The organism is Gibbsiella quercinecans (assembly GCF_002291425.1).
Classification (GTDB): Bacteria; Pseudomonadota; Gammaproteobacteria; order Enterobacterales; family Enterobacteriaceae; genus Gibbsiella; species Gibbsiella quercinecans.
Genome location: NZ_CP014136.1, coordinates 652,041 through 676,354, shown reverse-complemented (window position 1 = coordinate 676,354; position 24,314 = coordinate 652,041). Strand labels below are relative to the sequence as shown.

General features: G+C 61.7%; 19 protein-coding genes. 11 read left to right on the top strand and 8 right to left on the bottom strand.

Features of this window, described 5'->3' with window-relative positions; genetic code table 11:
- Positions 1–23 precede the first annotated feature (23 nt).
- From kdpB to kdpE, 4 genes are all read left to right on the top strand, one after another.
- Complete coding sequence (gene kdpB, locus ACN28Q_RS03160) at positions 24–2,093, top strand: potassium-transporting ATPase subunit KdpB (protein ID WP_095845000.1); 2,070 nt, start codon at positions 24–26, stop codon at positions 2,091–2,093.
- Positions 2,094–2,111: 18 nt separating this feature from the next.
- The gene (gene kdpC, locus ACN28Q_RS03155; RefSeq protein WP_095844999.1) at positions 2,112–2,681 is read left to right on the top strand and encodes a potassium-transporting ATPase subunit KdpC; all 570 of its coding nucleotides are present in this window, start codon (positions 2,112–2,114) and stop codon (positions 2,679–2,681) included.
- Positions 2,682–2,759: 78 nt separating this feature from the next.
- Entirely contained in the window at positions 2,760–5,453 is a 2,694-nt protein-coding gene (kdpD, locus tag ACN28Q_RS03150; RefSeq protein ID WP_095844998.1) for a two-component system sensor histidine kinase KdpD, read from the top strand.
- A 15-nt stretch (positions 5,454–5,468) separates the two neighbouring features.
- Positions 5,469–6,158, top strand: a complete 690-nt coding sequence (kdpE, locus tag ACN28Q_RS03145) for a two-component system response regulator KdpE (RefSeq protein ID WP_095844997.1) — start codon at positions 5,469–5,471, stop codon at positions 6,156–6,158.
- On the opposite strand, the gene ACN28Q_RS03140 is transcribed toward kdpE, so the two are convergent.
- The 4 genes from ACN28Q_RS03140 to ACN28Q_RS03125 form a co-directional block, all read right to left on the bottom strand.
- Positions 6,155–7,465, bottom strand: a complete 1,311-nt coding sequence (locus ACN28Q_RS03140; protein WP_095844996.1) for an MFS transporter — start codon at positions 7,463–7,465, stop codon at positions 6,155–6,157. The genes kdpE and ACN28Q_RS03140 overlap by 4 nt on opposite strands.
- A 160-nt stretch (positions 7,466–7,625) precedes the next feature.
- Positions 7,626–8,261, bottom strand: a complete 636-nt coding sequence (locus ACN28Q_RS03135) for an N-carbamoylsarcosine amidohydrolase (protein ID WP_095844995.1) — start codon at positions 8,259–8,261, stop codon at positions 7,626–7,628.
- Positions 8,258–9,079, bottom strand: a complete 822-nt coding sequence (locus tag ACN28Q_RS03130) for an alpha/beta fold hydrolase (RefSeq protein WP_095844994.1) — start codon at positions 9,077–9,079, stop codon at positions 8,258–8,260. The genes ACN28Q_RS03135 and ACN28Q_RS03130 overlap by 4 nt, the downstream gene beginning before the upstream one ends.
- The gene (locus ACN28Q_RS03125; protein WP_095844993.1) at positions 9,076–10,224 is read right to left on the bottom strand and encodes an FAD-dependent monooxygenase; all 1,149 of its coding nucleotides are present in this window, start codon (positions 10,222–10,224) and stop codon (positions 9,076–9,078) included. Before ACN28Q_RS03125 ends, ACN28Q_RS03130 begins: the two co-directional genes overlap by 4 nt.
- Positions 10,225–10,536: 312 nt before the next feature.
- Here ACN28Q_RS03125 and ACN28Q_RS03120 point away from each other — a divergent pair, with 312 nt between their 5' ends.
- From ACN28Q_RS03120 to alr, 7 genes are all read left to right on the top strand, one after another.
- Entirely contained in the window at positions 10,537–11,589 is a 1,053-nt protein-coding gene (locus tag ACN28Q_RS03120; protein WP_095844992.1) for a 2,5-dihydroxypyridine 5,6-dioxygenase, read from the top strand.
- Positions 11,590–11,669: 80 nt separating this feature from the next.
- Entirely contained in the window at positions 11,670–12,140 is a 471-nt protein-coding gene (locus ACN28Q_RS03115) for a MarR family winged helix-turn-helix transcriptional regulator (RefSeq protein ID WP_095844991.1), read from the top strand.
- A 54-nt stretch (positions 12,141–12,194) separates the two neighbouring features.
- Positions 12,195–12,725, top strand: coding sequence for a (2Fe-2S)-binding protein (locus tag ACN28Q_RS03110; protein ID WP_095844990.1), 531 nt, complete (start codon positions 12,195–12,197; stop codon positions 12,723–12,725).
- A complete protein-coding gene (locus ACN28Q_RS03105) occupies positions 12,718–16,311 on the top strand; it encodes a molybdopterin cofactor-binding domain-containing protein (RefSeq protein WP_095844989.1) in 3,594 nt (1,197 codons plus the stop codon). The genes ACN28Q_RS03110 and ACN28Q_RS03105 overlap by 8 nt, the downstream gene beginning before the upstream one ends.
- Positions 16,312–16,884 carry a nucleotidyltransferase family protein gene (locus tag ACN28Q_RS03100; protein ID WP_095844988.1) on the top strand — a complete coding sequence of 191 codons (573 nt, stop codon included), beginning with the start codon at positions 16,312–16,314 and terminating at the stop codon, positions 16,882–16,884.
- Positions 16,884–17,867 carry an XdhC family protein gene (locus tag ACN28Q_RS03095; RefSeq protein ID WP_095844987.1) on the top strand — a complete coding sequence of 328 codons (984 nt, stop codon included), beginning with the start codon at positions 16,884–16,886 and terminating at the stop codon, positions 17,865–17,867. Before ACN28Q_RS03100 ends, ACN28Q_RS03095 begins: the two co-directional genes overlap by 1 nt.
- Positions 17,868–18,273: 406 nt before the next feature.
- Positions 18,274–19,503 (top strand): alanine racemase, encoded by a 1,230-nt coding sequence (gene alr / locus ACN28Q_RS03090; protein WP_095844985.1) that lies wholly within the window; start codon positions 18,274–18,276, stop codon positions 19,501–19,503.
- A 57-nt stretch (positions 19,504–19,560) separates the two neighbouring features.
- Here the strand turns inward: alr and ACN28Q_RS03085 are convergent, their stop codons facing one another.
- The 4 genes from ACN28Q_RS03085 to ACN28Q_RS03070 all read right to left on the bottom strand — a co-directional run bounded on the left by ACN28Q_RS03085 (position 19,561) and on the right by ACN28Q_RS03070 (position 24,186).
- Complete coding sequence (locus ACN28Q_RS03085) at positions 19,561–20,199, bottom strand: RpiB/LacA/LacB family sugar-phosphate isomerase (RefSeq protein WP_095844984.1); 639 nt, start codon at positions 20,197–20,199, stop codon at positions 19,561–19,563.
- A gap of 33 nt (positions 20,200–20,232) precedes the next feature.
- Entirely contained in the window at positions 20,233–20,994 is a 762-nt protein-coding gene (gene kduD / locus ACN28Q_RS03080; protein ID WP_095844983.1) for a 2-dehydro-3-deoxy-D-gluconate 5-dehydrogenase KduD, read from the bottom strand.
- A gap of 438 nt (positions 20,995–21,432) precedes the next feature.
- Positions 21,433–22,572 carry a beta-galactosidase BglB gene (gene bglB / locus ACN28Q_RS03075; protein WP_095844982.1) on the bottom strand — a complete coding sequence of 380 codons (1,140 nt, stop codon included), beginning with the start codon at positions 22,570–22,572 and terminating at the stop codon, positions 21,433–21,435.
- A gap of 24 nt (positions 22,573–22,596) precedes the next feature.
- Positions 22,597–24,186: an MFS transporter gene (locus ACN28Q_RS03070; RefSeq protein WP_095844981.1), complete on the bottom strand. Its 1,590-nt coding sequence runs from the start codon at positions 24,184–24,186 to the stop codon at positions 22,597–22,599.
- Positions 24,187–24,314 lie beyond the last annotated feature (128 nt).

Sequence of the window (24,314 nt, the reverse complement as noted above, 5' to 3'; positions counted from 1 at the left end):
CGTTATCAAGAGAGAGAAAATCGATGACACGCACACAACGCGCACTGTTTGAGCCTGCTCTGGTGCGCCGCGCATTATTCGACGCGGTGAAAAAACTCGATCCGCGCGTGCAATGGCGCAACCCGGTGATGTTCGTGGTGTATCTCGGCAGCATTCTGACCAGCGGTATTTGGTTGGCGATGCTGACCGGCAACGCCGAGGGCGATGCCGCCTTCACCGGCAGCATTGCATTATGGCTATGGTTCACCGTGCTGTTCGCCAACATGGCCGAAGCGCTGGCGGAAGGGCGCAGCAAGGCGCAGGCGGAAAGCCTGAAAGGCACGAAAAAAACCCGCTGGGCGAAAAAACTGGCCTCGCCGGACCGTGAAGGCGCCAGCCAAAAGGTGCCGGCGGAAAGCCTGCGTAAAGGCGACGTGGTGCTGGTGGAAGCCGGCGATACCATTCCCTGCGACGGCGAAGTGCTGGAAGGGGGCGCGTCGGTGGATGAAAGCGCCATCACCGGCGAATCGGCCCCGGTGATCCGCGAATCCGGCGGCGATTTTTCATCGGTGACCGGCGGGACCCGCGTACTGTCCGACTGGCTGGTGGTGCAGTGCAGCGTCAACCCCGGCGAAACCTTCCTTGACCGGATGATCGCCATGGTGGAAGGGGCCAAACGCCGTAAAACGCCGAACGAAGTGGCGCTGACCATTCTGTTGGTGGCGTTGACCATCGTGTTCGTGTTGGCCACCGCAACGTTGCTGCCGTTTTCCGCTTACAGCGTGGCGGCGGCGGGCAGCGGCACGGTGGTAAGCATTACGGTGCTGGTGGCGCTGCTGGTGTGCCTGATCCCCACCACTATCGGCGGGCTGTTGTCCGCCATCGGTGTGGCCGGGATGAGCCGTATGCTGGGCGCCAATGTGATCGCCACCAGCGGGCGAGCGGTAGAGGCTGCCGGCGACGTGGACGTGCTGCTGCTGGATAAGACCGGCACCATCACCCTTGGCAACCGCCAGGCCTCGTCGTTCCTGCCGGCACCGGGCGTGGAAGAACAGGCGCTGGCAGATGCCGCGCAGTTGGCTTCGCTGGTGGATGAAACCCCGGAAGGGCGCAGCATCGTGGTGCTGGCCAAACAGCGCTTTAACCTGCGCGAGCGCGACCTGCACACGCTGAACGCCACCTTCGTGCCGTTTTCCGCCCAGACCCGGATGAGCGGCGTCAACGTGCAACAACGGGCGATCCGCAAAGGCGCGGTGGATGCCATCCGCAAATACGTGGAGTCCAACCAGGGGCACTTCCCGCCAGCGGTCGATAACCTGGTGGAAAGCGTGGCGCGCAGCGGCGGCACCCCGCTGGTGGTGGCCGAAGGGCCGCGGGTGCTGGGGGTGGTCGCGCTAAAAGACATTGTCAAAGGCGGTATTAAGGAACGCTTTGCCGAACTGCGCAAAATGGGCATTAAAACGGTGATGATCACCGGCGATAACCGGCTGACCGCCGCCGCGATTGCCGCCGAAGCCGGGGTGGACGATTTTCTGGCCGAGGCCACGCCGGAAGCCAAGCTGGCGCTGATCCGCCAGTACCAGGCGGAAGGGCGGCTGGTGGCGATGACCGGCGACGGCACCAATGATGCGCCGGCGCTGGCGCAGGCCGATGTCGCGGTGGCGATGAACTCCGGCACCCAGGCGGCGAAGGAAGCGGGCAACATGGTTGATTTGGACTCCAACCCCACCAAGCTGATCGAAGTGGTGCACATCGGTAAACAAATGCTGATGACGCGCGGTTCGCTGACCACTTTCAGCATCGCCAACGACGTGGCGAAGTATTTCGCCATTATTCCGGCGGCGTTCGCCGCCACCTATCCGCAGTTGAACGCGCTGAATGTGATGGGGCTGCATTCACCGGCTTCGGCTATCCTGTCGGCGGTGATCTTCAACGCGCTGGTGATCGTTTTTCTGATCCCGCTGGCGCTGAAAGGGGTGAGCTATCAGGCAATGAGCGCGGCGGCGCTGCTGCGGCGCAATTTATGGCTGTACGGTGTCGGCGGCCTGCTGGTGCCGTTTGCCGGCATTAAGCTGGTCGATCTGTTGCTGGTTGGCCTGCATCTCGCGGGTTAAGATAACGAGGAAATCATGATGGCTTATTTACGTCCTGCGTTGGTGATGCTGGTTGTGCTGGCGCTGCTCACCGGTATCGCCTACCCGCTGTTGACGACCGGGCTGGCGCAACTGCTGTTTGCCGAGCGCGCCAAGGGTTCGCTGCTGTACCAAGGGGGCCGGGTGGCCGGCTCGGCGTTAATCGGCCAACCGTTTAGCCGGCCGGGGTATTTCTGGAGCCGGCCGTCGGCCACCGCCGATTCCGCCTATAATGCGCTGGCTTCGGGCGGCAGTAACCTGGCCGCCAGCAACCCGGCGTTAGACCAGGCCGTCAGCGCGCGTGCGGCCGCGTTGCGCCAGGCGAACCCGGCGATGCAGGGGCCAATCCCGGTCGATTTGCTCACCGCATCGGCCAGCGGGCTGGATCCGCAAATCTCGCTGGCGGCGGCGCACTATCAGGCGGCCCGCGTAGCGAGCGCCCGCCACCTGCCGCCTGCCACGGTGGCGAAACTGATTGAACAGCACACCGTGCGCGCCACCCCTGGCTTTATGGGCGAAACGGTGGTTAATGTGTTGTCATTGAACATGGCGCTGGATGCGTTGAAATAATCGCGCCGCCCCGGCAGGGGGCAATACCCCGGGGCTGATATCTTGGCCCCGTTTTGCGTTAAGCATAAAGGAACAGCGATGGTAGAGCAGGAACCGCAACGCCCCGATCCCGACAGCCTGCTGGCGGTGGCGAATGAAACGCCGCGCGGCCGGCTGAAGGTGTTTTTCGGCGCTTGCGCCGGCGTGGGGAAAACCTATGCCATGCTGCAGGAAGCGCAGCGCCAGCGCGCCCAGGGATTGGATGTGCTGGTGGGGGTGGTGGAAACCCACGGTCGCCGCGAAACGGCCGCGTTGTTGGCCGGGCTGGCGCAGTTGCCGCCAAAGCGTATTCGCCACCGCGGGCGGGTGCTGGCGGCATTCGATCTGGACGCGGCGCTGGCTCGCCGCCCGGCGCTGATCCTGATCGACGAGCTGGCCTACAGCAACCCGCAGGGTTCACGCCACCCCAAACGTTGGCAGGACGTGGAAGAGCTGCTGGATGCCGGCATCGACGTGCTGACCACGGTCAATGTGCAGCATTTGGAAAGCCTGAATGACGTGGTCGGCGGCGTGACCGGGGTGCAGATCCGTGAAACGGTGCCCGACCACGTCTTTGACGAGGCGGCGGAGGTGGTGCTGGTGGATTTGCCGCCGGACGATCTGCGCCAGCGCTTGAACGAAGGCAAAGTGTATATCCCCGGCCAGGCCGAGCGCGCCATCGAGCACTTTTTCCGCAAGGGCAACCTGATCGCCCTGCGTGAGCTGGCGCTGCGCCGCACCGCCGATCGGGTGGATGAGCAGATGCGCGCCTTCCGCGATCCGCTCGGCCAGGACAAGGTTTGGCACACCCGCGACAGCATTTTGCTGTGCATCGGGCCGGGCGGCGGCAATGAAAAGCTGGTGCGTATCGCCGCCCGCCTGGCCGCGCGGCTTGGCTGCCAGTGGCACGCGGTGTATGTGGAAACGCCGCAGCTGCATCGCCTGCCGGAAAGCCAGCGCCGCGCTGTGCTGCGGGCGCTGAAGCTGGCGCAGGATCTGTCGGCAGAGACGGCGACCCTGGCCGATCCCAGCGTAGAGCGTGCGGTGCTGCGTTATGCCCGTGAGCATAATTTGGGCAAGATAGTGATTGGCCGGCGGCCCGAACGGCGTTGGCCGCTGCGCCGCCGCTTTGCCGATCGGCTCGCCAGGCTCGGCCCAGATGTTGATCTGCTGGTGGTGGCGCTGGAGGAAACCCGCACGCCGCCGCCGGTGAAGGAAGCCGATAGCCGCCCGATGGGCGACAAATGGCGCGTTCAACTGCGTGGCTGTGCGGTGGCGTTTGCGCTGTGCGCGTTGATCACGCTGTTTTTCCAGTGGCTGCTGCCGGGCTTTGACCAGGCCAACCTGGTGATGGTGTATCTGCTCGGCGTGGTGATTATCGCGCTGTTGTTCGGCCGCTGGCCTTCGGTGCTGGCGGCCGTGATTAACGTTGCCAGCTTCGATCTGTTTTTCGTCCAGCCTGAATGGTCGTTTTCGGTCAGCGATGTACAATACCTGCTGACGTTCGGCGTGATGCTGATCGTGGGCATCACCGTCGGCAACCTGACCGCCGGGGTGCGCTACCAGGCGCGGGTTGCCCGCTACCGCGAGCAGCGTGCCCGCTATCTGTATGAAATGTCGCACGGCCTGAGCCAATCGCTGACCGCGGCGGATATCGCCAAAACCAGCAGCCATTTTCTGGCCAGCAGCTTTCAGGCCAAGGCCGCGCTGCTGTTGCCGCAGGAAGACGGCCGCTTGCAGCCGCAGGGCGGCGAGAACAGCCTGCAGGCGGTGGATGAAGCGATCGCCCGTTGGAGCTTTGATAAAGGCCAGCCGGCCGGCGCCGGCACTGATACCCTGCCGGCGTTGCCTTACCAACTGTTGCCGCTGCGTGCCTCGCAGCACACCTTCGGCCTGCTGGCGATCGAGCCACAAAGCCTGCGCCAGTTGATGGTGCCGGAGCAGCAGCGCCTGTTGCAGACCTTCACCGTGCTGATCGCCAGTGCGCTGGAGCGCTTGCATCTGGCGCACAGCGCGGAACAGGCGCGGCTGGATACGGAGCGCGAACAGCTGCGCAATTCACTGTTGGCGGCGCTGTCCCATGATTTGCGCACACCGCTGACGGTGCTGTTGGGCCAGGCCGAACTGCTGGCGCAGGCCCTGGTGGCGGAAGGTTCGCCCCAGGCGCATCAGGCCGGCCAGATGCGCCAGCAGGTGCTTAGCACCACCCGGCTGGTGAATAACCTGCTGGACATGGCGCGCCTGCAGTCCGGCGGTTTTAGCCTGCGCAAAGAGTGGCAATCGCTGGAAGAGATCGTCGGCGCCGCGCTGCATATGCTTGAACCGCTGCTTAACCCGCGCCAGATCAAGGTGGACCTGCCGGCGCCCATGGTGCTGATCAATTGCGACGGCAGCCTGCTGGAGCGGGTGTTTAGCAACCTGCTGGAAAATGCCATCAAGTATGCCGGCCCCGATGCTATGATGGGCATCCGCGCCCGCGTGCAGCCAGGCTGGCTGGCGGTGGAGGTCTGGGACAACGGCCCCGGCATCCCGCCGGAGCAGGTGCAGCAGATTTTCGATAAGTTCGCCCGCGGCAACAAAGAGTCGGCGATCCCCGGCGTCGGCCTGGGGCTGGCGATTTGCCGTGCGATTGTTGAAATACACGGTGGGCGCATTTGGGCGGAAAACGGCGCCAACGGCGGCGCCAGCTTCAACTTCCGCCTGCCGTTGGAAACACCGCCGCTGATGGATGAGGAACGTTTTGATTTGCCATAACGCCGAAGGGGACCTGTGACCAGCACGCCAACCAATATTCTGATTGTCGAAGACGAGAAAGAGATCCGCCGCTTCGTGCGCACCGCGCTGGAAAACGAAGGGCTGCGGGTGTTTGAGAGCGAAACGCTGCAGCGCGGCCTGATCGAGGCCGGTACGCGTAAGCCGGATCTGATTATTCTTGATCTGGGGTTGCCGGACGGCGACGGGGTGAGCTATATCCGCGATCTGCGCCAGTGGAGCGCCATCCCGGTGATTGTGCTGTCGGCGCGCCATGCTGAAGAAGACAAAATCGCCGCATTGGACGCCGGGGCGGATGATTATCTTAGCAAGCCGTTCGGCATCGGCGAACTGCTGGCCAGAGTTCGGGTGGCGCTGCGCCGCCATGCTGGCAGCCAGCAGGAAAGCCCGCTGGTGACGTTTTCGCAGGTGACGGTGGACTTAATCAACCGCCAGGTGCAGCGCAACGGCGAAGCGCTGCACCTGACGCCGATTGAGTTTCGCCTGCTGGCCGAACTGCTGGCCAACCCCGGCAAGGTGATCACGCAGCGCCAGTTGCTAAGCCACGTTTGGGGGCCAAACTACGTGGAACACAGCCACTATCTGCGCATCTACATGGGCCACCTGCGCCAGAAGCTGGAAGACGATCCGGCGCGGCCCCGCCATCTGCTGACGGAAACCGGCGTCGGTTACCGTTTCATGCCTTAGCGGTTCACCACCCGCGCCGGCAGCGCCACCACCAGCAGTGAACTGAGCAGCAGGCAGGCGGCGAAGGCCCACAGCGCGCCGCTGCCGCTGCCGGTCAGATCAATAGCCAACCCCATCAGCGAATTACTCACCAGCCCGGCAATGTTGGCCAGCGAGCAGGCCAGGGCAAAGCCGGTGGCCGCCGCCGCGCCGCGCAAGAAGGTGGCCGGCAGGCTGAAGAACACCGGCACCGCGCCGATAATCGTCGCCTGCGCCACGGAAAACAGCAGTACGGTGGCGAAGACGTTATGGGTGAAAAAGGTGCTGGCGGCCATGGCGGCGGCGCCAATCCAGAACGGTGCGATGATATGCCAGCGCCGTTCGCGGTGGCGATCGGAACTGGCGCCGATCAGCAGCATGCCAAGCAATGCCGCGATGCTTGGGATGGCGGTCAGCATCCCGATGTGGGTGATGTCCGCCACCCCGGCGGTTTTGATAAACGAAGGCATCCAGAAGCCCATGGCATAGGCGCTGAGCAGTATCGAAAAATCAATCCCGCCGAGCATCCACACTTTGAGGTTGAAAAAGCCGTCGCGAAAGCGGTGGTTGGTGTGGTCGGTTTCGGCCTCATCGCGCTTCAGATCGCTGGCTAACTGCTCTTTTTCTTCGGTGTTCAGCCAACTCACCTGCTGGTAACGGTCCGGCAGCATCCAGAAGGTCATGATACCCAGCAGCACGCTCGGCAGGCCCTCAAGCAGGAACAGCCACTGCCAGCCGTGCAGGCCGTGGCGCATATCGAAATGCCCCATGATCCAGCCGGACAGCGGCCCGCCGATCACGCTCGACAGCGGCAGCCCCAGCATAAACAGCGCGATGATGCGGCCACGGCGCCAACTGGGGAACCACATGGTCAGATAGAACAGCACGCCCGGCAGGAAGCCGGCTTCGGCAACGCCGAGCAGGAAGCGGATAACGTAAAACTGCATCGGCGTAGTGACAAACATGGTGGCGGTGGAAAGCAGCCCCCAACTGATCATGATGCGGGCAATCCACAGCCGGGCGCCGACGCGCTGCAGCACCAGGTTGCTCGGCACTTCGAACAGAATATAACCGACGAAAAACAGCCCGGCGCCCAAACCGAAGGCTGCTTCGCTCAACGCCAACTGATCGGCCATTTGCAGCTTGGCCAGGCCCACATTGATGCGGTCAAGGTAAGCGGCCAGGTAACACAGGCAGAGAAACGGGATCAGTCTCCAGGTGATTTTGCGGTACAGCAACGGCGATGTTGCGTGCGCTTCCTGAGAAGGGCGTGGGTATGCAATAGCCATGTTTACATCTCCGGCAATGGCAGTCTGGATCCCCCGGCGGACAGGGAGCGATCTGCAGGTGAATGTGTTCCGCCTGGGGGCGGATAAGGCGCGTTATAACAGCCCGCGCCTGGATTTACATCAGTTTCCGGCGCGATGTGCCGGGTAGCCAATGGGGCGGTTACGCCTGCGCCAGGGTGGCCAAATAGTCGAGGGCTTCCTGCCGGCTAACCACGTCGCCATACTTGCTGTCGATATCGAACAGGTTGGCCTCATGCGGGGCCGGATGGCGATCGCCGACGCATTCACGCACGACAATGGTGCGAAAGCCGTGCTGCACGGCATCAACGGCGCTGGCGCGAATGCAGCCGCTGGTGGAGCAGCCGGCCAGCAGCAGCGTATCAATACCCTGCGTATGCAAGAGGGAAGCCAAAGCGGTGCCGAAAAAGGCGCTGGCGTATTGTTTGCTGATCACCAGCTCTTCCGGCAAAGGGGTGACGCTTTCGCAGAAGGCGGCCTGCGGGTTGCCTTCCACCATGCTTTTCATCACCGGCGCCTTTTGTACCCACCTGCCGCCGTCGGCGAAATGAGGGGGATGATAGCGGATATTGGTATGAATAACCGGTATTTCCGCACTGCGCGCCGCAGCCAGCAGCACGGCCGCGTGTTCCACGGCGCTGACCACGCCAGGGGCAAACAGCGGTGCGCCGGGCGTGGTGTAGCCCTGCATAAAATCGATCACCAGCAGTGCCGGGCGCAGGCCAAAACCAATGCGGTTGCCCCACACGCCCTGATAATTTGCCTGTGGATCGCTCATTTGGCCTGCCCCCCGTGTTGCGCCTGCAGCGGAAAATCGCCTAACGCGGCGAAAAAGCCGTCAAAGTCGTCCCAGGGGATCATATGCCCGGCGTCTGGCACGTGGCGCACCGCCAGCGACGGCAGCAGCGCGCACAGCTCGGCCTGATCGTCGGGCTGGATCACGCCGCCTTTGCCCGCCACCATCAGCAGGGCCGGCTGCGTCACCGCCGGCAAATCCCGATGGAAATCCACCTCGTGGAAATCGTGATAGGCTTTGACGATCGCCGGTTCATAGCAGGTGTGCAGCCATTCGGCGCGCAGCCGCAGCTGTTCTTCCGTCCAGGTGGGGCAGTATTCGCGCATGGCGTCGGCATCCATCCCCTGCAGCGATTGGCGGATGGAATCGACGTACCAGGGCAGTTTGCCCGGATAGGCCCGCCGCCCCGGCCCGGAGACCGGCGGATCGATCAGCGTCAGGCTTTTTACCCCGGCCGGGTGGCGCACGGCGGCGCGCAGGATAAAGCGCGCGCCCATCGAATGCCCCATCAGGTGGTATTCCTCCAGCCCGACTGCCGCGGCGAATGCGCTGATATCGCCGGCGCAGGCATCGGTGCCGTAATCCAGCGCCGGGCCGCTGGCGGACAGCCCGCGGCCGCGCACGTCCAGCACCCAGGTGTCATAGCGTTCGGCCAGGCGTTCGGCCACAAAGCCCCAGGTAATCGCCGGGCTGGTGATGCCGGGGATCAGCAGCAGCGCCGGGCCTTTGCCGCCGTAGCGCAGATAGTGCTGGCGGATGCCGTTGGCGGTTACGTTGCCGCCGTACAGAAACTGGCTCATGCGGCGCTCTCCGTTTTCAGCGGCTGTGCGTACAGATCATAGCCATACACCCAGGCCGGATCTTCCTGGGTGCGCAGGAAGGTATTGGCGTTCGACACCGCCTGTACGCGCGAAGCGCGCTCTTTGCGGTTGGCTTCGTACAGCCGAAAGGCGGTGGTGAAATCCGCCAGGCCGGTTTCCGCCAGGCAGCGCGCCAGCATGGCGCCGTCTTCAATCGCCATCGCCGCGCCCTGTGCCATATGCGGCTTCATCGGGTGGCAGGCGTCGCCCAGCAGTACCAGCCGGCCCTGGCTCCACAACGGCAGCGGCTTGCGGTTAAGCAACGGCCATTTGGTCACCTGTTCACTGCAGGCGATCAGCGCCTGCACCGTCGGGTGGTAGCCGGCGAACGCGTCGTACATCTCTTGCTGACTGCTGTCGACGTAGCTGCCCTGGAAATCCCAGGCCGGGTGCGGCACCCCGCTGACGTAGTAGTATTCATCGCGGCGGGCGGTGGTGTAATAAACCATCAGGTGACGATCTTCCGACCACCACTTCACGCAGTCTTCGAAGCGCAAATCATACTTCGCCAACTGGCTGGCGCTGATCATCGCGCGATGCGCTACCCAGCCGCTGTAGGTCGGCGCTTCCACGCCCAGCAGGTGCTCGCGGATTTTCGAGTTGATGCCATCGGCGCCGATGACGATATCTGCCCGTGCCTCGCTGCCGTCGCTAAAGCGCAGGTGCACATCGCTGCCGTTATCGTCCACCTGCTGTAAACATTTGCCGAAATGCACGCTGCCGGGGGTGAGGGCGGTCATCTGCAGGGCTTGCAGATCGCCGCGGTGCACGGTGACATAGGCGGCGCCGTAGTGCTGGCGGGCGTAGTCGCCCAGGGGGATACGGGCCAGATAGTCGCCGCTTTGCGCCTCGCGGCTGAACCAGAAATCAGGGTGGGATGCCATCTGCTCCAGCGCCTTTTCAATCCCCATGCGGCGAAAGATCTTCAGCACGTTTGGCCCCATATGGATGCCGGCGCCCAGCCGTGAAAACGCCGGGCTTTGCTCGTAGACATCCACCTTAAATCCCGCTTTCTGTAACAGCGCCGCCGCCGCCGCGCCGCCTAACCCCGCGCCGATTACTGCGATCCGTTGATTACTGCTCATAGCCCATCCTCATCGTGAGCGTGTTCACCTGTGACTCGGGTTTTATTAAGTAGATATTTAAAGTGTACACACTGTAAATAATCGTGTTAACAAAAGGATTCATCAGGTTATTGTCACGCTTGTTTTTGTTAAATTAACGTTATACCCATTGCTGTATGCGGATAAAATAGGATTTTCTTATGCGTGGTTATCGCGTGTTGCATTTGGTGAATGAGTTGGCCTATAAGTTAATTAAAGCGTATTCACTTTAATTTGTTGTTAATTTAAGCAGTGTGCGGCGGTGGTTACCCAAACCGTTACGAGGAGAACGACATGGCAGTGAACGACAGCCAGTTAGGGCAAATGTTTGAGCAGGTGCTGGGATTGTCCCGGGTTGATGCCACGCAAAGCGTAGCGATACTGAAAAGCCACTATTCCGATCCGCGCACGGTGCGTGCGGCCACCGACGCCGCGCTGCGGCTTGGCGCCAAGGTGTATACCGTGGAATTGCCGGCCTTCAACCATACCCGGGCGATGGGCAACGACATGACGGCCTGGTGCGGCGACACCGCGCTGACCGGCAATACCGCGGCGCAGCGGGCGCTGGAAGCGGCGGATCTGATTGTCGATACCATGATGCTGCTGCATTCGCCGGAGCAGGAGCAAATCCTGAAAACCGGTACCCGCATTCTGCTTGCGGTGGAACCGCCGGAAGTTTTGGCACGAATGTTGCCTAATGAACAGGACAAAGCGCGGGTGATGGCGGCGGCGGCGGTGCTGGAAAAAGCCCGGGTGATGCAGGTGAAGTCCCGCGCCGGCAGCGATTTTCGCGCGCCGCTGGGGCAGTACCCCACCGTGACCGAATACGGCTTTGCCGATGAACCGGGGCGTTGGGATCACTGGCCGAGCGGCTTTTTGTTTACCTGGCCGAACGAAGAACAGGCCGAAGGGACGCTGGTGCTGGACGTGGGCGATATCCTGTTGCCGTTTAAAACTTACTGCCGCGAGCGCATCACGCTGGAGATTGATAAGGGTTTCGTCACCGCCATTCACGGCGGCTTTGAGGCGGAATACCTGCGTGATTACATGAAGTATTTTAACGATCCGGAAGTGTACGGCATTTCGCACATCGGCTGGGGGTTGCAGCCGCGGGCGCAGTGGACGGCGATGGGGCTGCACGATCGCAACGACGGCATGTGCATGGATGCGCGGGCGTTTTACGGCAACTTCCTGTTTTCCACCGGCCCGAATACCGAGGTGGGGGGAACGCGCAAAACGCCGTGCCATATGGACATTGCGCTGCGCCATTGTGATATCAGCCTGGATGGCGAAATGGTGGTGGCCGACGGCGATGTCATCGCGCCAGCGGCTTCGCGCGCCGGCTAAGCGCGCGCAGATGTACATTGCCGCCGGGATCGCGGCTTTGTACTATTCCGGTAGGCTTTCTGACCCGATAGGGAAACACGATGACAAGTTTACCGGACAACGCCGCAGGGCCGTGCGCATATCAATATACCGAGCAGGTGGGGCACCTGTTGCGCAAGGTATACCAGCGGCACCAGGCGATTTTTCAGCAAAACGTGGGCGATGCCCAACTGACCGCGGTGCAGTTCATCACCCTGTGCGCCGTCCACGATCTGGGGCCGAGCGCGCAAACCGATCTGGTGCGCGTCACGGCGGTGGACCAGGCGACCATCCGCGGCATTGTCGAACGGCTGAAGGCGCGCGGCCTGGTAGTGCTCAACCCGGATCCTTACGACCGGCGCAAAGTAATTGTCGCGCTGACCGAGGCCGGCGCGGCGCTGGTGGAAGCCACGGTGCCGCACGCGCTGCGCATCAGCGAACTGACGATGGCCCGGCTCAATCCGGCCGAACGCATAGCGCTGGTGTATCTGTTAAGAAAAATGTTGGATGACGGTGATGTCCAGATAGAGTAAGGCGTCTGCTCTGCTGGCCGCTGTCACCGTGGCCGAAGCGGAGAACGGAGCATCATGAAGGGGCGCCCCGATAGTGAGTTAATCGCAGTACGTCTATTGCCGGAAGTGTCATTTACGCTGCGGGTCAACGGGCAGGAACGGCGCTTTACCACCTTTAAAGATACCAGCCTGCTGGCGGTGCTGCGTAACGATCTGCAACTGAACGGCCCGAAATACGGCTGCGGGCTGGGTGAATGCGGTGCTTGCACCGTGATGATTAACAACGTTGCCGCACGCGCCTGTGTGATCCCGGCCGCCGGCCTGGTTGGGCGTGAGATCACGACCCTTGAAGGGCTCGGCAGCCGTGCTGCGCCGCATCCCATCCAACAGGCTTTCATCGAACAACAGGCCGCCCAGTGCGGCTACTGCCTTAACGGCATGATCATGACCACCGCGGCGCTGCTGCGCCGCAACCCAGCCCCGACGGAAAGCGAAATTCGCCGGGCGCTCTCTGGAAACTTGTGCCGTTGTGGAACCCACCTGGAAATTTTGCGCGCCGTGCGGCGCGCCGCTGAACTTTGCCGTAAGGATCCCCGCCATGACTAACGCTCCTTCGCCTACCCAGGCGGCGCTACTGGCCCGCGAGGGTGTGTTGCTGATTGTCGATCATATCCAGCCGCCTTCCGGCCCAGTGCCGAAAGGCAGCACGCCGAAACAACAGCCTACGGAACTGGGGCTGTTTATCGCCCTGTGCGACAGCGGCGAGGTTTATGCCTTTAACGGCCATGTCGATTTGGGTACTGGCGTGCGCACGGCGCTGACGCAAATCGTCGCCGAAGAGCTGTATCTGCGTATGGAACAGGTGACGATGGTGCTGGGCGACACCGCCCGCGCGCCCAATCAGGGGGCGACGATCGCCAGCGCCACGCTGCAAATTTCCGCCGTGCCGTTGCGCAATGCCGCCGCCGAGGCGCGGCGTTGGCTGCTGCAACAGGCGGCGGCGCGCTTCGGCCAACCGCAGGAAGCACTGGTGCTGAACGACGGCGAAATTATCGCCCCCGACGGCCAACGCCTGCGCTATAGCGAGCTGGTGGCCGGGCGCCGCACGCAGCTGTTTATCAGCGGCAGCGCGCCGCTCAAGCCGGCGGCGGCGTATCGCCTGGTCGGCACTTCCTCACAGCGGGTGGATATTCCCGCCAAGGCCACCGGCGAAACCACCTACGTACACGATATGCGCCTGCCGGATATGCTGCATGGCCGGGTGGTGCGCCCACCCTATGCCGGCTATGACAGCGGGGATTTTGTCGGCAATAGCCTGATCGGGGTTGATGAATCGTCAATCGCCCATATTCCGGGCATTGTGAGCGTGGTGGTGATCCGTGACTTTATCGGCATCGTCGCCGAGCGCGAAGAGCAGGCGGCCAAGGCGGCGAGCGAGTTGCAGGTCGAATGGAAGCCGTGGCAAACGCAACTGCCGGACATGCACGATATCGCCCAGGCGCTGCGCGACAACCCCAGCAGCCAGCGGGTGGTGCACGATACCGGCGATGTTGACGCGGCGCTGGCGAAGCTGGAACGCCGCTTTACCCGCAGCTATCTGTGGCCGTACCAGATGCACGGCTCGATCGGCCCTTCGTGTGCGCTGGCGGACTATCGGCCGGAAGCGTTGCGGGTCTGGTCGGGCACCCAGAACCCGCACCTGCTGCGGGCCGATCTGGCCTGGCTGCTGGAATACCCTGAATCACAGATCGAGATCTGCCGGATGGAGGCCGCCGGTTGTTACGGCCGCAACTGCGCGGATGACGTCTGCGCCGATGCGGCATTGCTCTCGCGGGCGGTGGGGCGGCCGGTGCGCGTGCAGTTGACCCGCGAGCAGGAGCACCTGTGGGAGCCGAAGGGCAGCGCACAACTGATGGAGGTGGACGGCGGGCTGGACGCCGCCGGCAACCTGGCGGTGTACGACTTCGCCACCTCGTACCCTTCCAACGGCGCGCCCACGCTGGCGTTGCTGCTGACCGGCCGGGTGGAGCCGATTGCCCAGGCCTATGAAATGGGGGATCGCACCAGCATCCCGCCCTATGACTACCCGGCGATGCGCATCACCATCAATGACATGGCGCCGCTGGTGCGCGCCTCCTGGATGCGCGGCGTATCGGCGATGCCGAACACCTTCGCCCATGAGTCGTACATGGATGAGCTGGCCGCAGCGGCCGGCGTCGATCCGGTGGAATACCGCCTGCGCTATATAAAGGATGAACGGGCCGCTGAATTAATTCGCAGCACCGCCGCCCGCGCTGAATGGACGCCGCGCGCCGATGCCGCGCCGCAGCCGGATGCCAACGGCGTGCTGCGAGGGCGCGGCTTTGCCTATGCCCGTTACATTCACAGCAAGTTCCCTGGCTTTGGCGCCGCCTGGGCGGCCTGGGTGGCGGATGTCGCCATTGATAAACAAAGCGGCGAAATCGCCGTAACGCGCATTGTGGTGGGCCACGACGCCGGCATGATGGTCAACCCGGACGGCGTGCGCCACCAGATCCACGGCAACGTGCTCCAATCCACCAGCCGGGTGCTGAAGGAAAACGTCACCTTTGAACAATCGACCATCGCCAGCAAAGAGTGGGGCGGTTACCCGATCCTGACCTTCCCGGAAGTGCCGGCGGTGGATGTGATGATGATGCCGCGGCCGGAGGAGCCGCCGCTGGGCGCCGGCGAATCGGCTTCGGTGCCCAGCGCGGCGGCGATTGCCAATGCGGTGTTTGATGCTACTGGCATCCGCTTTCGCGAACTGCCGATCACCTCGGATAAGCTACGGGTGGCGCTCAACGGCCCAGACAGTGAGGACAGCGGCCGGCTGGCAGGGCCGGCGGCAAAAAAGCCCCGCTTTAGCCGCTGGCTGCTGGGTGGCGTGGCGGGCATCGTCGGGGCGGCCGTGGGGCTGGCCACCACCGCCTTGCCGTGGCGCAGCGCGATTGCGCCGATCGCCACGCCGGCGGCGGATACCTGGTCGGCGGCGACGCTGGAACGTGGGCGCCAGTTGGCGGCAGCGGGCGATTGCGCGGTATGCCACACCAGCGAACACGGCGCCACCAATGCCGGCGGACTGAAAATGGATACGCTGTTCGGCGCGCTCTACAGCACCAATATTACCCCGGATGTGGAAACCGGCATCGGCTCCTGGTCGTTCACCGCCTTCGATCGCGCCATGCGCCAGGGCATCAGCCGCGATGGGCACCATCTTTACCCGGCTTTTCCCTATACCTCTTTTCGCCTGATGAGCGATGCCGATATGCAGGCGCTTTATGCCTGGCTGATGTCCCAGCCGGCGGTGCAACAAGCGGCGCCGGAAAATGACATGCGTTTCCCGTTTAACCTGCGCCCGCTGATGGCCGGTTGGAATGCGTTGTTTCTTGGCCGTGGCGAATACCGCAACGATCCGCAGCAAAGCGCGCAGTGGAACCGTGGCGCGTATCTGGTCAACGGCCTGGGGCACTGCGGCGCCTGCCATTCGCCGCGCAATGCGTTGGGGGCGGAAAAGGGCGGCGCCGATTTTTTGGCCGGCAGCAACGTCGACGGCTGGGATGCGCCGGCGCTGAACGGGCTGTCGGTGGCGCCCAAACCCTGGACGGAAGCGCAACTGTATCAGTATTTGCGCACCGGCTATGCCAGCGAACACGGGGTGGCAGCCGGGCCGATGGGGCCGGTGGTCAGCGAATTGGCTACGCTGCCGGAAAGCGACGTGCGGGCGATCGCCCACTACCTGGCGGCGCAGGGAGGCGCAGCGGCACCAACGCCTGCGCCCCAGACAGCGCCGCTGGCCGCCAATCCGCCGCCGGTGCCTGACGGCCTGCGCGCGCTGCGTAGCGGCGAGCAACTGTTCAATGGCGCTTGCCAGGCCTGCCACAGCGCCGACAGCGGCGGGCCGGTGCTGTATGGCGTCAGCCCGGCAATGGCCAACAATACCAGCGTGCACAGCACGGCGCCGGATAACCTGATCCGCGTGATCCTGTATGGCATTCCCGAACCGGCGACGGGCGATCTGGGTTATATGCCGGCGTTTGGCGGCAGCTTTTCGGATCGGCAGGTGGCGGACTTGGCCGCTTGGATCCGCCATCGCTACGCGCCGGATAAGCCGGCATGGGCGGATTTGCAATCGGCGGTTGCCGAGGTGCGCGCTCACCCGGGGGGCCATTAAATGGTCACGGTATTGTTGCTGGCGGCCGGTGAAAGCCGGCGCTACCGGGCAGCGGCGGGCTGCCACAAGCTGTTGGCCGCAGGGCCGGATGGGCAACCGTTGTTTGACGTCAGTTTACGCCGGGCGTTGGCGCTAGGGTTGCCGGTGCAGGCCGTCACCCGGCCGGGTTCACCGCTGGCGGCGCGGGCGAAGATTCACGGCTGTGGCGTGACGCAACTGGCCAGTGCCGGGCTGGCGCAATCACTGGCGGCCGGCGTGGCGGCAACGCCGGATGCCGAAGGCTGGCTGATACTGCTGGCGGACATGCCCACCGTGCGCATTGAAACCTGCCGGCGGGTCTTGGCCGCGCTGGGCCAATATGCCTGTGTGCGGCCGGTGTATCAGGGGCTACCGGGGCACCCGGTGGGTTGGCGGGCCGACCAGCGCGAGGCGCTGTTGGCGCTCGGTGGCGAATGGGGGGCACGCCAACTGATGCGCCACGTGGGCTGCCATTTACTGCCGGTGGACGACGCCGGCTGTGTACAGGATGTCGATCTGCCGGGCGACTGGCAGGCCATTAGCGAGGGCAACTGATGGAATCACTGGATATCCGCGTCGTCCGCCAGGCGCAGCGCTGGCTGGAAAGCGGCCAACCTGTTTGGCTGTGCACGGTCTTGCATACCTATGGCTCGGCGCCGCGGGTGCCGGGCTCCCTGCTGGCGGCCACCCGCTCCGGAGCGTTCAGCGGCTCTTTATCCGGCGGCTGTATTGAAGATGATTTCATCACCCGTTTGAGCCGTGGGGCGTTTGCCGCCGACAGCCAGATTATTCGCTACGGCGCGGGCGGGTTGCCGGCGGCCGTGGCTTTGCCGTGCGGCGGCAGTATCGATGTGCTGGTGGAGCGGATGACGGCTGCCGATCGGTCACAGCTGGCGGCGATGCTGGCGGCGCTGGAGGGGCGGCAGGCGCTGGTGCGGCGCATCACGCTTCCCCAGCGCGCCGGCTGGCAGTGGGATGCCGGCGGGGTGGCAGGCCAGCAGATCCATTGGCAGGGCGAACAGGTGGTTATCCCAATGGGCGCTGCGCCGCGGCTGATCGTCGCCGGTTATTCCGCGGTTGCCCATGACTGCATCCTGTTGGCGCAGATGCTGGGTTTTGAGGTGTTGCTGTGTGAGCACCGTGAAGAACAACAGCGGCAGTTTCGCCAGGATTTCCCGGCCCCTGAATCGGCGCTGCGCTTTTCACCGCGTTTCCCGGCACGCTATCTGGAGCTGGAAAGCGCCCACGCGCGCTGCGCCATCGTGGCGTTAACGCACGATCCGCGCATTGACGATTTGACGCTGGCCGAGGCGGTTAATACCTGTGCGTTTTACATTGGCGCGATGGGCTCCGCACGCAACAGCCAGCGGCGGCGTGAACGGCTGGCAACCGTTGGTGGGTTGAGCGCGGCCGAGCTGGCGCGTATCCAGGCGCCGATTGGTTTGCCGATCGGCAGTAAAACCCCGGCGGAGATCGCCCTGGCGGTGATGGCGCAGATTGTGATGGCAAAGAACCGGCTGCAATCGCCGGCGGGGTGAGCGAGAAAAACCAACACATCTGCAACTTGAAGTATGAAGGATATATTTGATGCCGCTAATAAGTCGGCCTTTATTGCACTGTGTTGATCCCTGCGCTGTTCTATTTTAGTGCATGTGAATTTTTCTTGTTCAAAAAATATCTTCTTCCGCCGCTATCGTTTTACGGAAAAATTACGCCCTCACCCGATTGATTATTTTTTATCGCTATTTATTAATGACGGGATTTTTGCTGATTTTCTCAATATAAACCCACGCCAAATGAATTGTTATTCACTCTATCACCTTGTTTTTACCATGAAATTTGTCTGGTGGTCATCATGGCTGCTGTTGGCACGGTTGATGCTACACAACCGTTGTGTGATGGGTGGTTTTTTAAATAAAAAATGAGTGAATATAAGGTTAAAATATGAAGTTTAAAGTAGCACTTTCCGTACTTGCGATCTCTTTGGCGTTAAATAGCAGTGCCCTGTTGGCAAAGGAAACGAATACCGGAGTGGTTATTCCTCCGCTGGCAAAATCACTGACGCAATATCATTCCTGGGTGGAAATCTCTCAGCCGGCATTTCAGCATAATATTGAAACCATGCAGCGTTATCTGGATGCGAAAAGCCGGCTTTGCGCGGTGATGAAGGCCGACGCCTATGGTCACGGCATCGGTTTGCTGATGCCGCAGGTGATAAAAAGCGGTGTGAACTGCATTGGCATTACCAGTAACGAAGAGGCGCAAACGGTGCGCGCCAGCGGCTATAAGGGCCAACTGATGCGGCTGCGCACGGCGACCCTCGGCGAGGTTGAAGCGGGCCTGCCTTTTCATATTGAAGAGCTGGTGGGCAACTTGGCCCATGCGCAGCAGGTCGCCGCCATCGCCGCCCGCCATCATCGGACTATTGCGATACATCTCGGGTTAAACGCGGCGGGCATGAGCCGCAACGGCCTGGACGTTTCCACTGAACAAGGCAAACAGGATGCCATCGCCATTACCCGGCTGGCTAAACTGCACTTGGTTGGCATCATGACGCACTTCCCGGTGGAGGAAAAAGAGGATGTGCGGCAAAACCTGGCAAAATTCAACCAGCAGTCGGCGTGGTTGATTCAGGCTGCGGGGCTGGATCGCAGCAAGTTGATTCTGCATGCGGCCAATTCCTTCGCCACCCTGGAAGTGCCGGAATCCCAGCTTGATATGGTCAGGGTTGGCGGCGCGTTGTACGGCGATACCGTCCCCAGCCACACGGAGTACCAGCGCGTTATGCAGTTCAAATCGGCAGTGGCCAGTGTTAACGCGTATCCGGCTGGGAATACGGTTGGCTACGATAAAACCTATACGCTGAAACGTGATTCGCTCCTGGCCAATATTCCGGTGGGGTATTCAGACGGCTATCGCCGGGTATTTACCAATAAGGCGTTTGTGCTGATCGACGGCAAACGTGCGCCCGTGGTGGGCAAGGTTTCGATGAATACCCTGATGGTGGATGTCACCGATATCCCCAATGTGAAAATGGAAGATGAAGTAGTGTTGTTCGGCAAGCAGGGCAATGAGGAGATCAGCCAGGCCGAACTTGAAGATATTAACGGCGCCTTGCTGGCGGATCTTTATACCATCTGGGGCAACTCCAACCACAAGGTGCTGGTGAAATAACCCTGGGGACACGTGATGTGCGGTGGCCGTTGTGCCGGCCACCGCGGCGTGGGGCCGTTATTTGAGCAACTGTTCAACGAAGGCCAGAACCTCTGGCTTTTTGCCCTGTTCGAACAGGCACTGCTGGAAACGCGTGCCACCGATGGCGGTGCGCACCAAGGCCGGATCGATGGCTCGCAGGCCGTCAAGGTAGTCGTCTTTCAGCAGGGCGCTTTTCACCTGGCCCAGGATGGCCGCGTTGCGTACCTGCGGCGCTTTGCGCTCCACCGGGTAGCCTTCCCCTTGGCGCCCGCTAAACAGCTTCTCGAAAACATAGCGCAGGTTCAGTTCTGCGCCCCAGCCGAAGCCCTTGGCAAACGGCAGCGAGATGGCATTGCCGTTGTTGATCTGGGCGAACAGGAAGGCATCGGCGGGATCGATGCAGTAACCGCAGATCACCCCCGGGTGAAGATTCAGCGCCAGCAGCGCCCCTTGCCCGGTGCCGCAACCGGCCACCACAAAATCCACCGCCTGCGCATTCAGCAATAGGCTGGCCATAATGCCCAGGTGGATATAGGTCAGAGGGTAGTCTTGCTCGTCGCACATGCCGACGTTAAAGACCCGATCGTGGTTGGTATCGGCGACGGCCTGCAGTTGTTCCAGCACCAGTGCGTTCTTGCCTGCCTGGCTGTTTTCCATCATTAATGCAATGTTCATCGTTATCTCCTCAAAAATGTACCGGCGTCGCCATCAGCGCGCCAGCCAACCGCCGTCGACGGCCAGTGTGTGACCGTTGATATAGTCCGCCGCCGATGAAGCGAGGAAAACCACCGGGCCGGCCAGATCGGCAGGCTCACCCCAGCGGCCGGCCGGGATACGTTGCAGGATTTCCTGGCTGCGTTCAGTATCGTCACGCAGTTGCCGGGTGTTATTGGTGGCCATATAACCCGGGGCAATCGCATTAACGTTGATGCCGTGCTGCGCCCATTCATTGGCCATCAGGCGGGTTAACCCCAGCACGGCGCTTTTGGATGCGGTATAGGAAGGCACCCGAATACCGCCCTGAAAAGAGAGCATTGAGGCGATGTTGATGATCTTGCCGCCCTGGCCCTGGGCAATAAACTGGCGCGCGGCCAACTGTGAAAGGAAAAATACGGTTTTGGCGTTCAGGTTGATCACGTCATCCCAATCCTGCTCGCTAAACGCCAGTGCGTCCTGGCGGCGAATAATGCCGGCGTTATTGACCAAAATATCAATATGGCCAAATTCCGCCACCGCCTGCGCCATCAACGCCGGCAGCGCCTCTTGTTGGCTGAGATCGGCCTCCAGGCTTAAAAAGCGCCGCCCGAGCGCGGTGACGCCGGCGACGGTGTCTTGCGGCGGCACCCGATTGATGCCGACGATATCGCAACCGGCCTGCGCCAGGCCGAGCGCCATGCCCTGGCCTAGCCCGGTGTCGCAGCCGGTGACGATGGCGACTTTGCCGTGCAACGAGAAACTCTTCAGACTCATTCTGTTCTCCTTGGTGCTATGGGCATATGCTCGTCATACTTCAAGTTGCAGGTGTGTTGGCTTTATTACTCGGCCCATCCCTGGGCCTCGCCCCGATGGGGCCGCTGCCAGCAGCGTTCAAATCTGCTCCCGGCAGATTTGTCACTCACCCCAGTCACTCACCCCAGTCACTTACCTGAGTAAGCTCCTGGGGATTGATGAGAGACATCCTTGTCTCTCACCGGAGGCTGGCCAGAGGCCAGGCAAATTCGTTCCTGACGAATTTGTCGCAGCATGGCCGCCTGCCTGCAACTCGAATTATTTAGAGCTATACATTTCATGCTTCAGGCCGCCTCGATGCGGCTTGGATCATTTCGTATATATTCACCCGGTTAATATGGAAGTACGCCCCCCGACAGGCGGCGCGGGCTTGTGCCGGGGCAGACAAGCCCAGCGTGTTTACAGATAGACATGCAGATATTCCACCAGGCACAGGATCGCCATCGCCTGGCCATACGGCATGGCGGTCAGCGGAATCTGCCGGTAGTCGTCAAGTTGTTTGCCCATGCCGGTGCCGAAGGACACCTGGGTCAGTTCGCCGTCGGCGTTAATCCGCTCGACCAGCCCGCGCAACGCGTTTTCCGCCACGGCCTGGTAATGCGGGGCGATATAACGCTTGCGTACCGCTTTCAGTATGCCGAAGGCGAAACCGGCGGTGGCCGAGGCCTCCAGATAAGAGCTGGGATCGTCCAGCAGGGTGTGCCACAGCCCGCTGCTATCTTGGCATTGCGCCAGCGCGGCCACCTGGCTTTCGAGCACCTGCAATAAAAAACGCCGCGTGGCGTCCTGCTCTGGCAAATCCAGCAGCTCGAGAAATTCCGGGATCACGATGGTCAACCAACTGTTGCCGCGTGCCCAGCGGGCGCGGGCGAAATTATGGTTGCCGTCGAAAGTCCAGCCGTGGAACCACAGGCCGCTTTCACGCTCCATCAGGTACTGGGTGTGGACGAAAAACTGGTATTTGGCTTCTTCAATATAAGCGGGGCGATCCAGTAATTTGCCGATTTTGGCCAGCGGCAGCACGCTCATCATCAGCGTGTCGTCCCACAGTTGTTGATGGTTCTCTTCGGCCAGCGTGACGTGCTGCATGCCGCCGCGCGGCGTGCGCGGCATGTCGTGCATCACCCATTCGGCCCAGCGTTCCAGATAGGGCAGCCATTGCGGGTTGCCGGTCTCTTCGTAGCGATAGGCCAGGGTGAGGAAGGGGCTGACGGTGTTCACATTTTTGGTCGGCGTACCTTCGGCAAAGCGTTGTGCGAACCAGTCGTCGATGATGGCGCTCAGCGCGCTATCGCCGGTCAGGCGAAAATATCGGTGAATGCCGTACAGGCCCACGCCATGCGTCCACTCCCAGCCGGCCCAGCCTTTGGTATCGATCACGCGCCCGTCGTCAAGCCGTAATAAAAATTCACCGCTGTCATCCGTGATGTGGATGAGGTTGTCCACCAGGCGTTGAATCAATTGGTGCAGCGCTTCGCGGCTGATGAAGCGTTCTGGCTGGCGCAACAGCGGGCTATGTTTTACGGGGTATATCAGCATAATGCGGCTCTCAGTAAAGATTAATCAGGGTTGATAAGGGGATGCGTGCGTTGCGTCATCGCCGTTGGCGAGCTTCACGCTCGCGGTGATCGCCGGCTTATGGCGGTTGAGATAGCCAATATTGTTGTTGCCCCACAGGGCCTCATACGGCATGCCCGCCAGCATTTCGACGGTGGTGCGCGCCTGCGGCGTAATGCGGTTTGGCACCACCTGGCCGGCAGCGCGCATTTTGGCGACTTCTTCACGCAATACGCTGTGCGTGGCGAGGTTCAATTTGAAACGCAGCGAAATGATAAAGCCGAGGGTCAGCACCGCTAACGTGCCGAAGCACAGCACCAGCAGGATGGTGTGGCTGACGGCGGGAGTTTGGACGCTTTGGCCGGAAACAAACCCCGACAGTTGCAGGATAATGCCGACCAGCATCACGGCACCGGCCTGCGAGGCCTTGCGCGTCAGCGTCATGATGCCGGCGAAAATGCCTTCGCGCCGCTGGCCGGTGATAGCCTCGTCCACGTCGGCAATGTAGGTATAGATGTTCCAGGGCACATAGTTGATCCCGCCGCGCCCCAGCCCTGCCAGGGCGGAGATCAGCAGCAGCAACGAGAAGATATCGCTAAGGTTGGCGTAATACAGAATGGCGTAAGAAATGGCGCTCAGGCCGAACAGGGCGGTGACGACGCGGTAAGACGGCGCCGGGCCAAAGCGGATGCACAGCGGGATCATGCCGATCACCGCGATGAACTGCATGATCGCCATCACCCCCATCAGGTTGGAGGCCATCGACGGCGTCTGCATCAGCACAAACACCACGTAATAAGTGAAGACCGCGTTGAAGACATCCTGCGCGATGTAGCCGCCCAGATACATGCCCAGGTGCTGGCGGAAGATGCGGATGCGCAGCGTGGAGGTCAGCTCAACGTTCAGGCGCTTCAGGCTTTGGCGCAGGGTAAGCTTTTGTTGCTCGGCCTGCAGGGCTGCGGCTGATTTTTGCTCCGGAGCGCGCTCCCAGGTAAAGCAATACACCAGCGTCAGCACGCAGGCGCAAATGATGGAAAACACCATGCTGGAATAGAAGAAGGAAACCGCGTTGTCCTTGCCGAAATAGCTCAGCAGGATCCCCGGCAGAAACGCCGCAAGGATCGCGGAAAGCTGCGCCAGGGAGATACGCGCGCCGGAGAATTTGGTCTTTTGCTTGAAATCATCGGTCATCTCCGGCACCAGGGTTTCATAGGGCACCAGGATCATGGTGTAGATCACGTCGAAGAACAGGTAGGTAAACAGGTAGTACCAATAGTCCATATGGCCCACCCACATCAGGCTGTAGCTGAACACCAGCGGGATGCCGAGCAGGATGAAAAACTTGCGGCGGCCGAAGCGTTTGCCCAGCCAGGTACCGCCAAAGTTGTCGGTCAGGTAGCCCATCAACGGGCTGACCACCGCGTCGAGCACCCTGGCCATGGCGAAGATAAACGTGGCTTCAATGGGGCTAAGGCCGCAAAACGTGGTGTAGAAATAGAGTAGCCAGGCGGCGGTTAATGCCGTGGTGCCCGCGCCCAGGAAATCGCCCGAGCCGTAGGCCAAATAGTTAATAAGTCCGATTTTTCTTTTTTTCATGACTGTTATTCCCATAGCCATAAGAGACGTCGTGTTCCCGCCATAGGTACGATCAGTGGGGGTGCATCTGTAAGGTAGGGGGATGTGCAATCGCTAGCCTTTGTGTTTTTGCCATAGGGGCGTATTTA

Coding starts and splice junctions, on each gene's coding strand:
- kdpB (WP_095845000.1), top strand. CDS start 24: ATGACACGCACACAACGCGCACTGTTTGAGCCTGCTCTGGTGCGCCGC.
- kdpC (WP_095844999.1), top strand. CDS start 2,112: ATGGCTTATTTACGTCCTGCGTTGGTGATGCTGGTTGTGCTGGCGCTG.
- kdpD (WP_095844998.1), top strand. CDS start 2,760: ATGGTAGAGCAGGAACCGCAACGCCCCGATCCCGACAGCCTGCTGGCG.
- ACN28Q_RS03140 (WP_095844996.1), bottom strand. CDS start 7,465: ATGGCTATTGCATACCCACGCCCTTCTCAGGAAGCGCACGCAACATCG.
- ACN28Q_RS03135 (WP_095844995.1), bottom strand. CDS start 8,261: ATGAGCGATCCACAGGCAAATTATCAGGGCGTGTGGGGCAACCGCATT.
- ACN28Q_RS03130 (WP_095844994.1), bottom strand. CDS start 9,079: ATGAGCCAGTTTCTGTACGGCGGCAACGTAACCGCCAACGGCATCCGC.
- ACN28Q_RS03125 (WP_095844993.1), bottom strand. CDS start 10,224: ATGAGCAGTAATCAACGGATCGCAGTAATCGGCGCGGGGTTAGGCGGC.
- ACN28Q_RS03120 (WP_095844992.1), top strand. CDS start 10,537: ATGGCAGTGAACGACAGCCAGTTAGGGCAAATGTTTGAGCAGGTGCTG.
- ACN28Q_RS03115 (WP_095844991.1), top strand. CDS start 11,670: ATGACAAGTTTACCGGACAACGCCGCAGGGCCGTGCGCATATCAATAT.
- ACN28Q_RS03110 (WP_095844990.1), top strand. CDS start 12,195: ATGAAGGGGCGCCCCGATAGTGAGTTAATCGCAGTACGTCTATTGCCG.
- ACN28Q_RS03105 (WP_095844989.1), top strand. CDS start 12,718: ATGACTAACGCTCCTTCGCCTACCCAGGCGGCGCTACTGGCCCGCGAG.
- ACN28Q_RS03100 (WP_095844988.1), top strand. CDS start 16,312: ATGGTCACGGTATTGTTGCTGGCGGCCGGTGAAAGCCGGCGCTACCGG.
- ACN28Q_RS03095 (WP_095844987.1), top strand. CDS start 16,884: ATGGAATCACTGGATATCCGCGTCGTCCGCCAGGCGCAGCGCTGGCTG.
- alr (WP_095844985.1), top strand. CDS start 18,274: ATGAAGTTTAAAGTAGCACTTTCCGTACTTGCGATCTCTTTGGCGTTA.
- ACN28Q_RS03085 (WP_095844984.1), bottom strand. CDS start 20,199: ATGAACATTGCATTAATGATGGAAAACAGCCAGGCAGGCAAGAACGCA.
- kduD (WP_095844983.1), bottom strand. CDS start 20,994: ATGAGTCTGAAGAGTTTCTCGTTGCACGGCAAAGTCGCCATCGTCACC.
- bglB (WP_095844982.1), bottom strand. CDS start 22,572: ATGCTGATATACCCCGTAAAACATAGCCCGCTGTTGCGCCAGCCAGAA.
- ACN28Q_RS03070 (WP_095844981.1), bottom strand. CDS start 24,186: ATGAAAAAAAGAAAAATCGGACTTATTAACTATTTGGCCTACGGCTCG.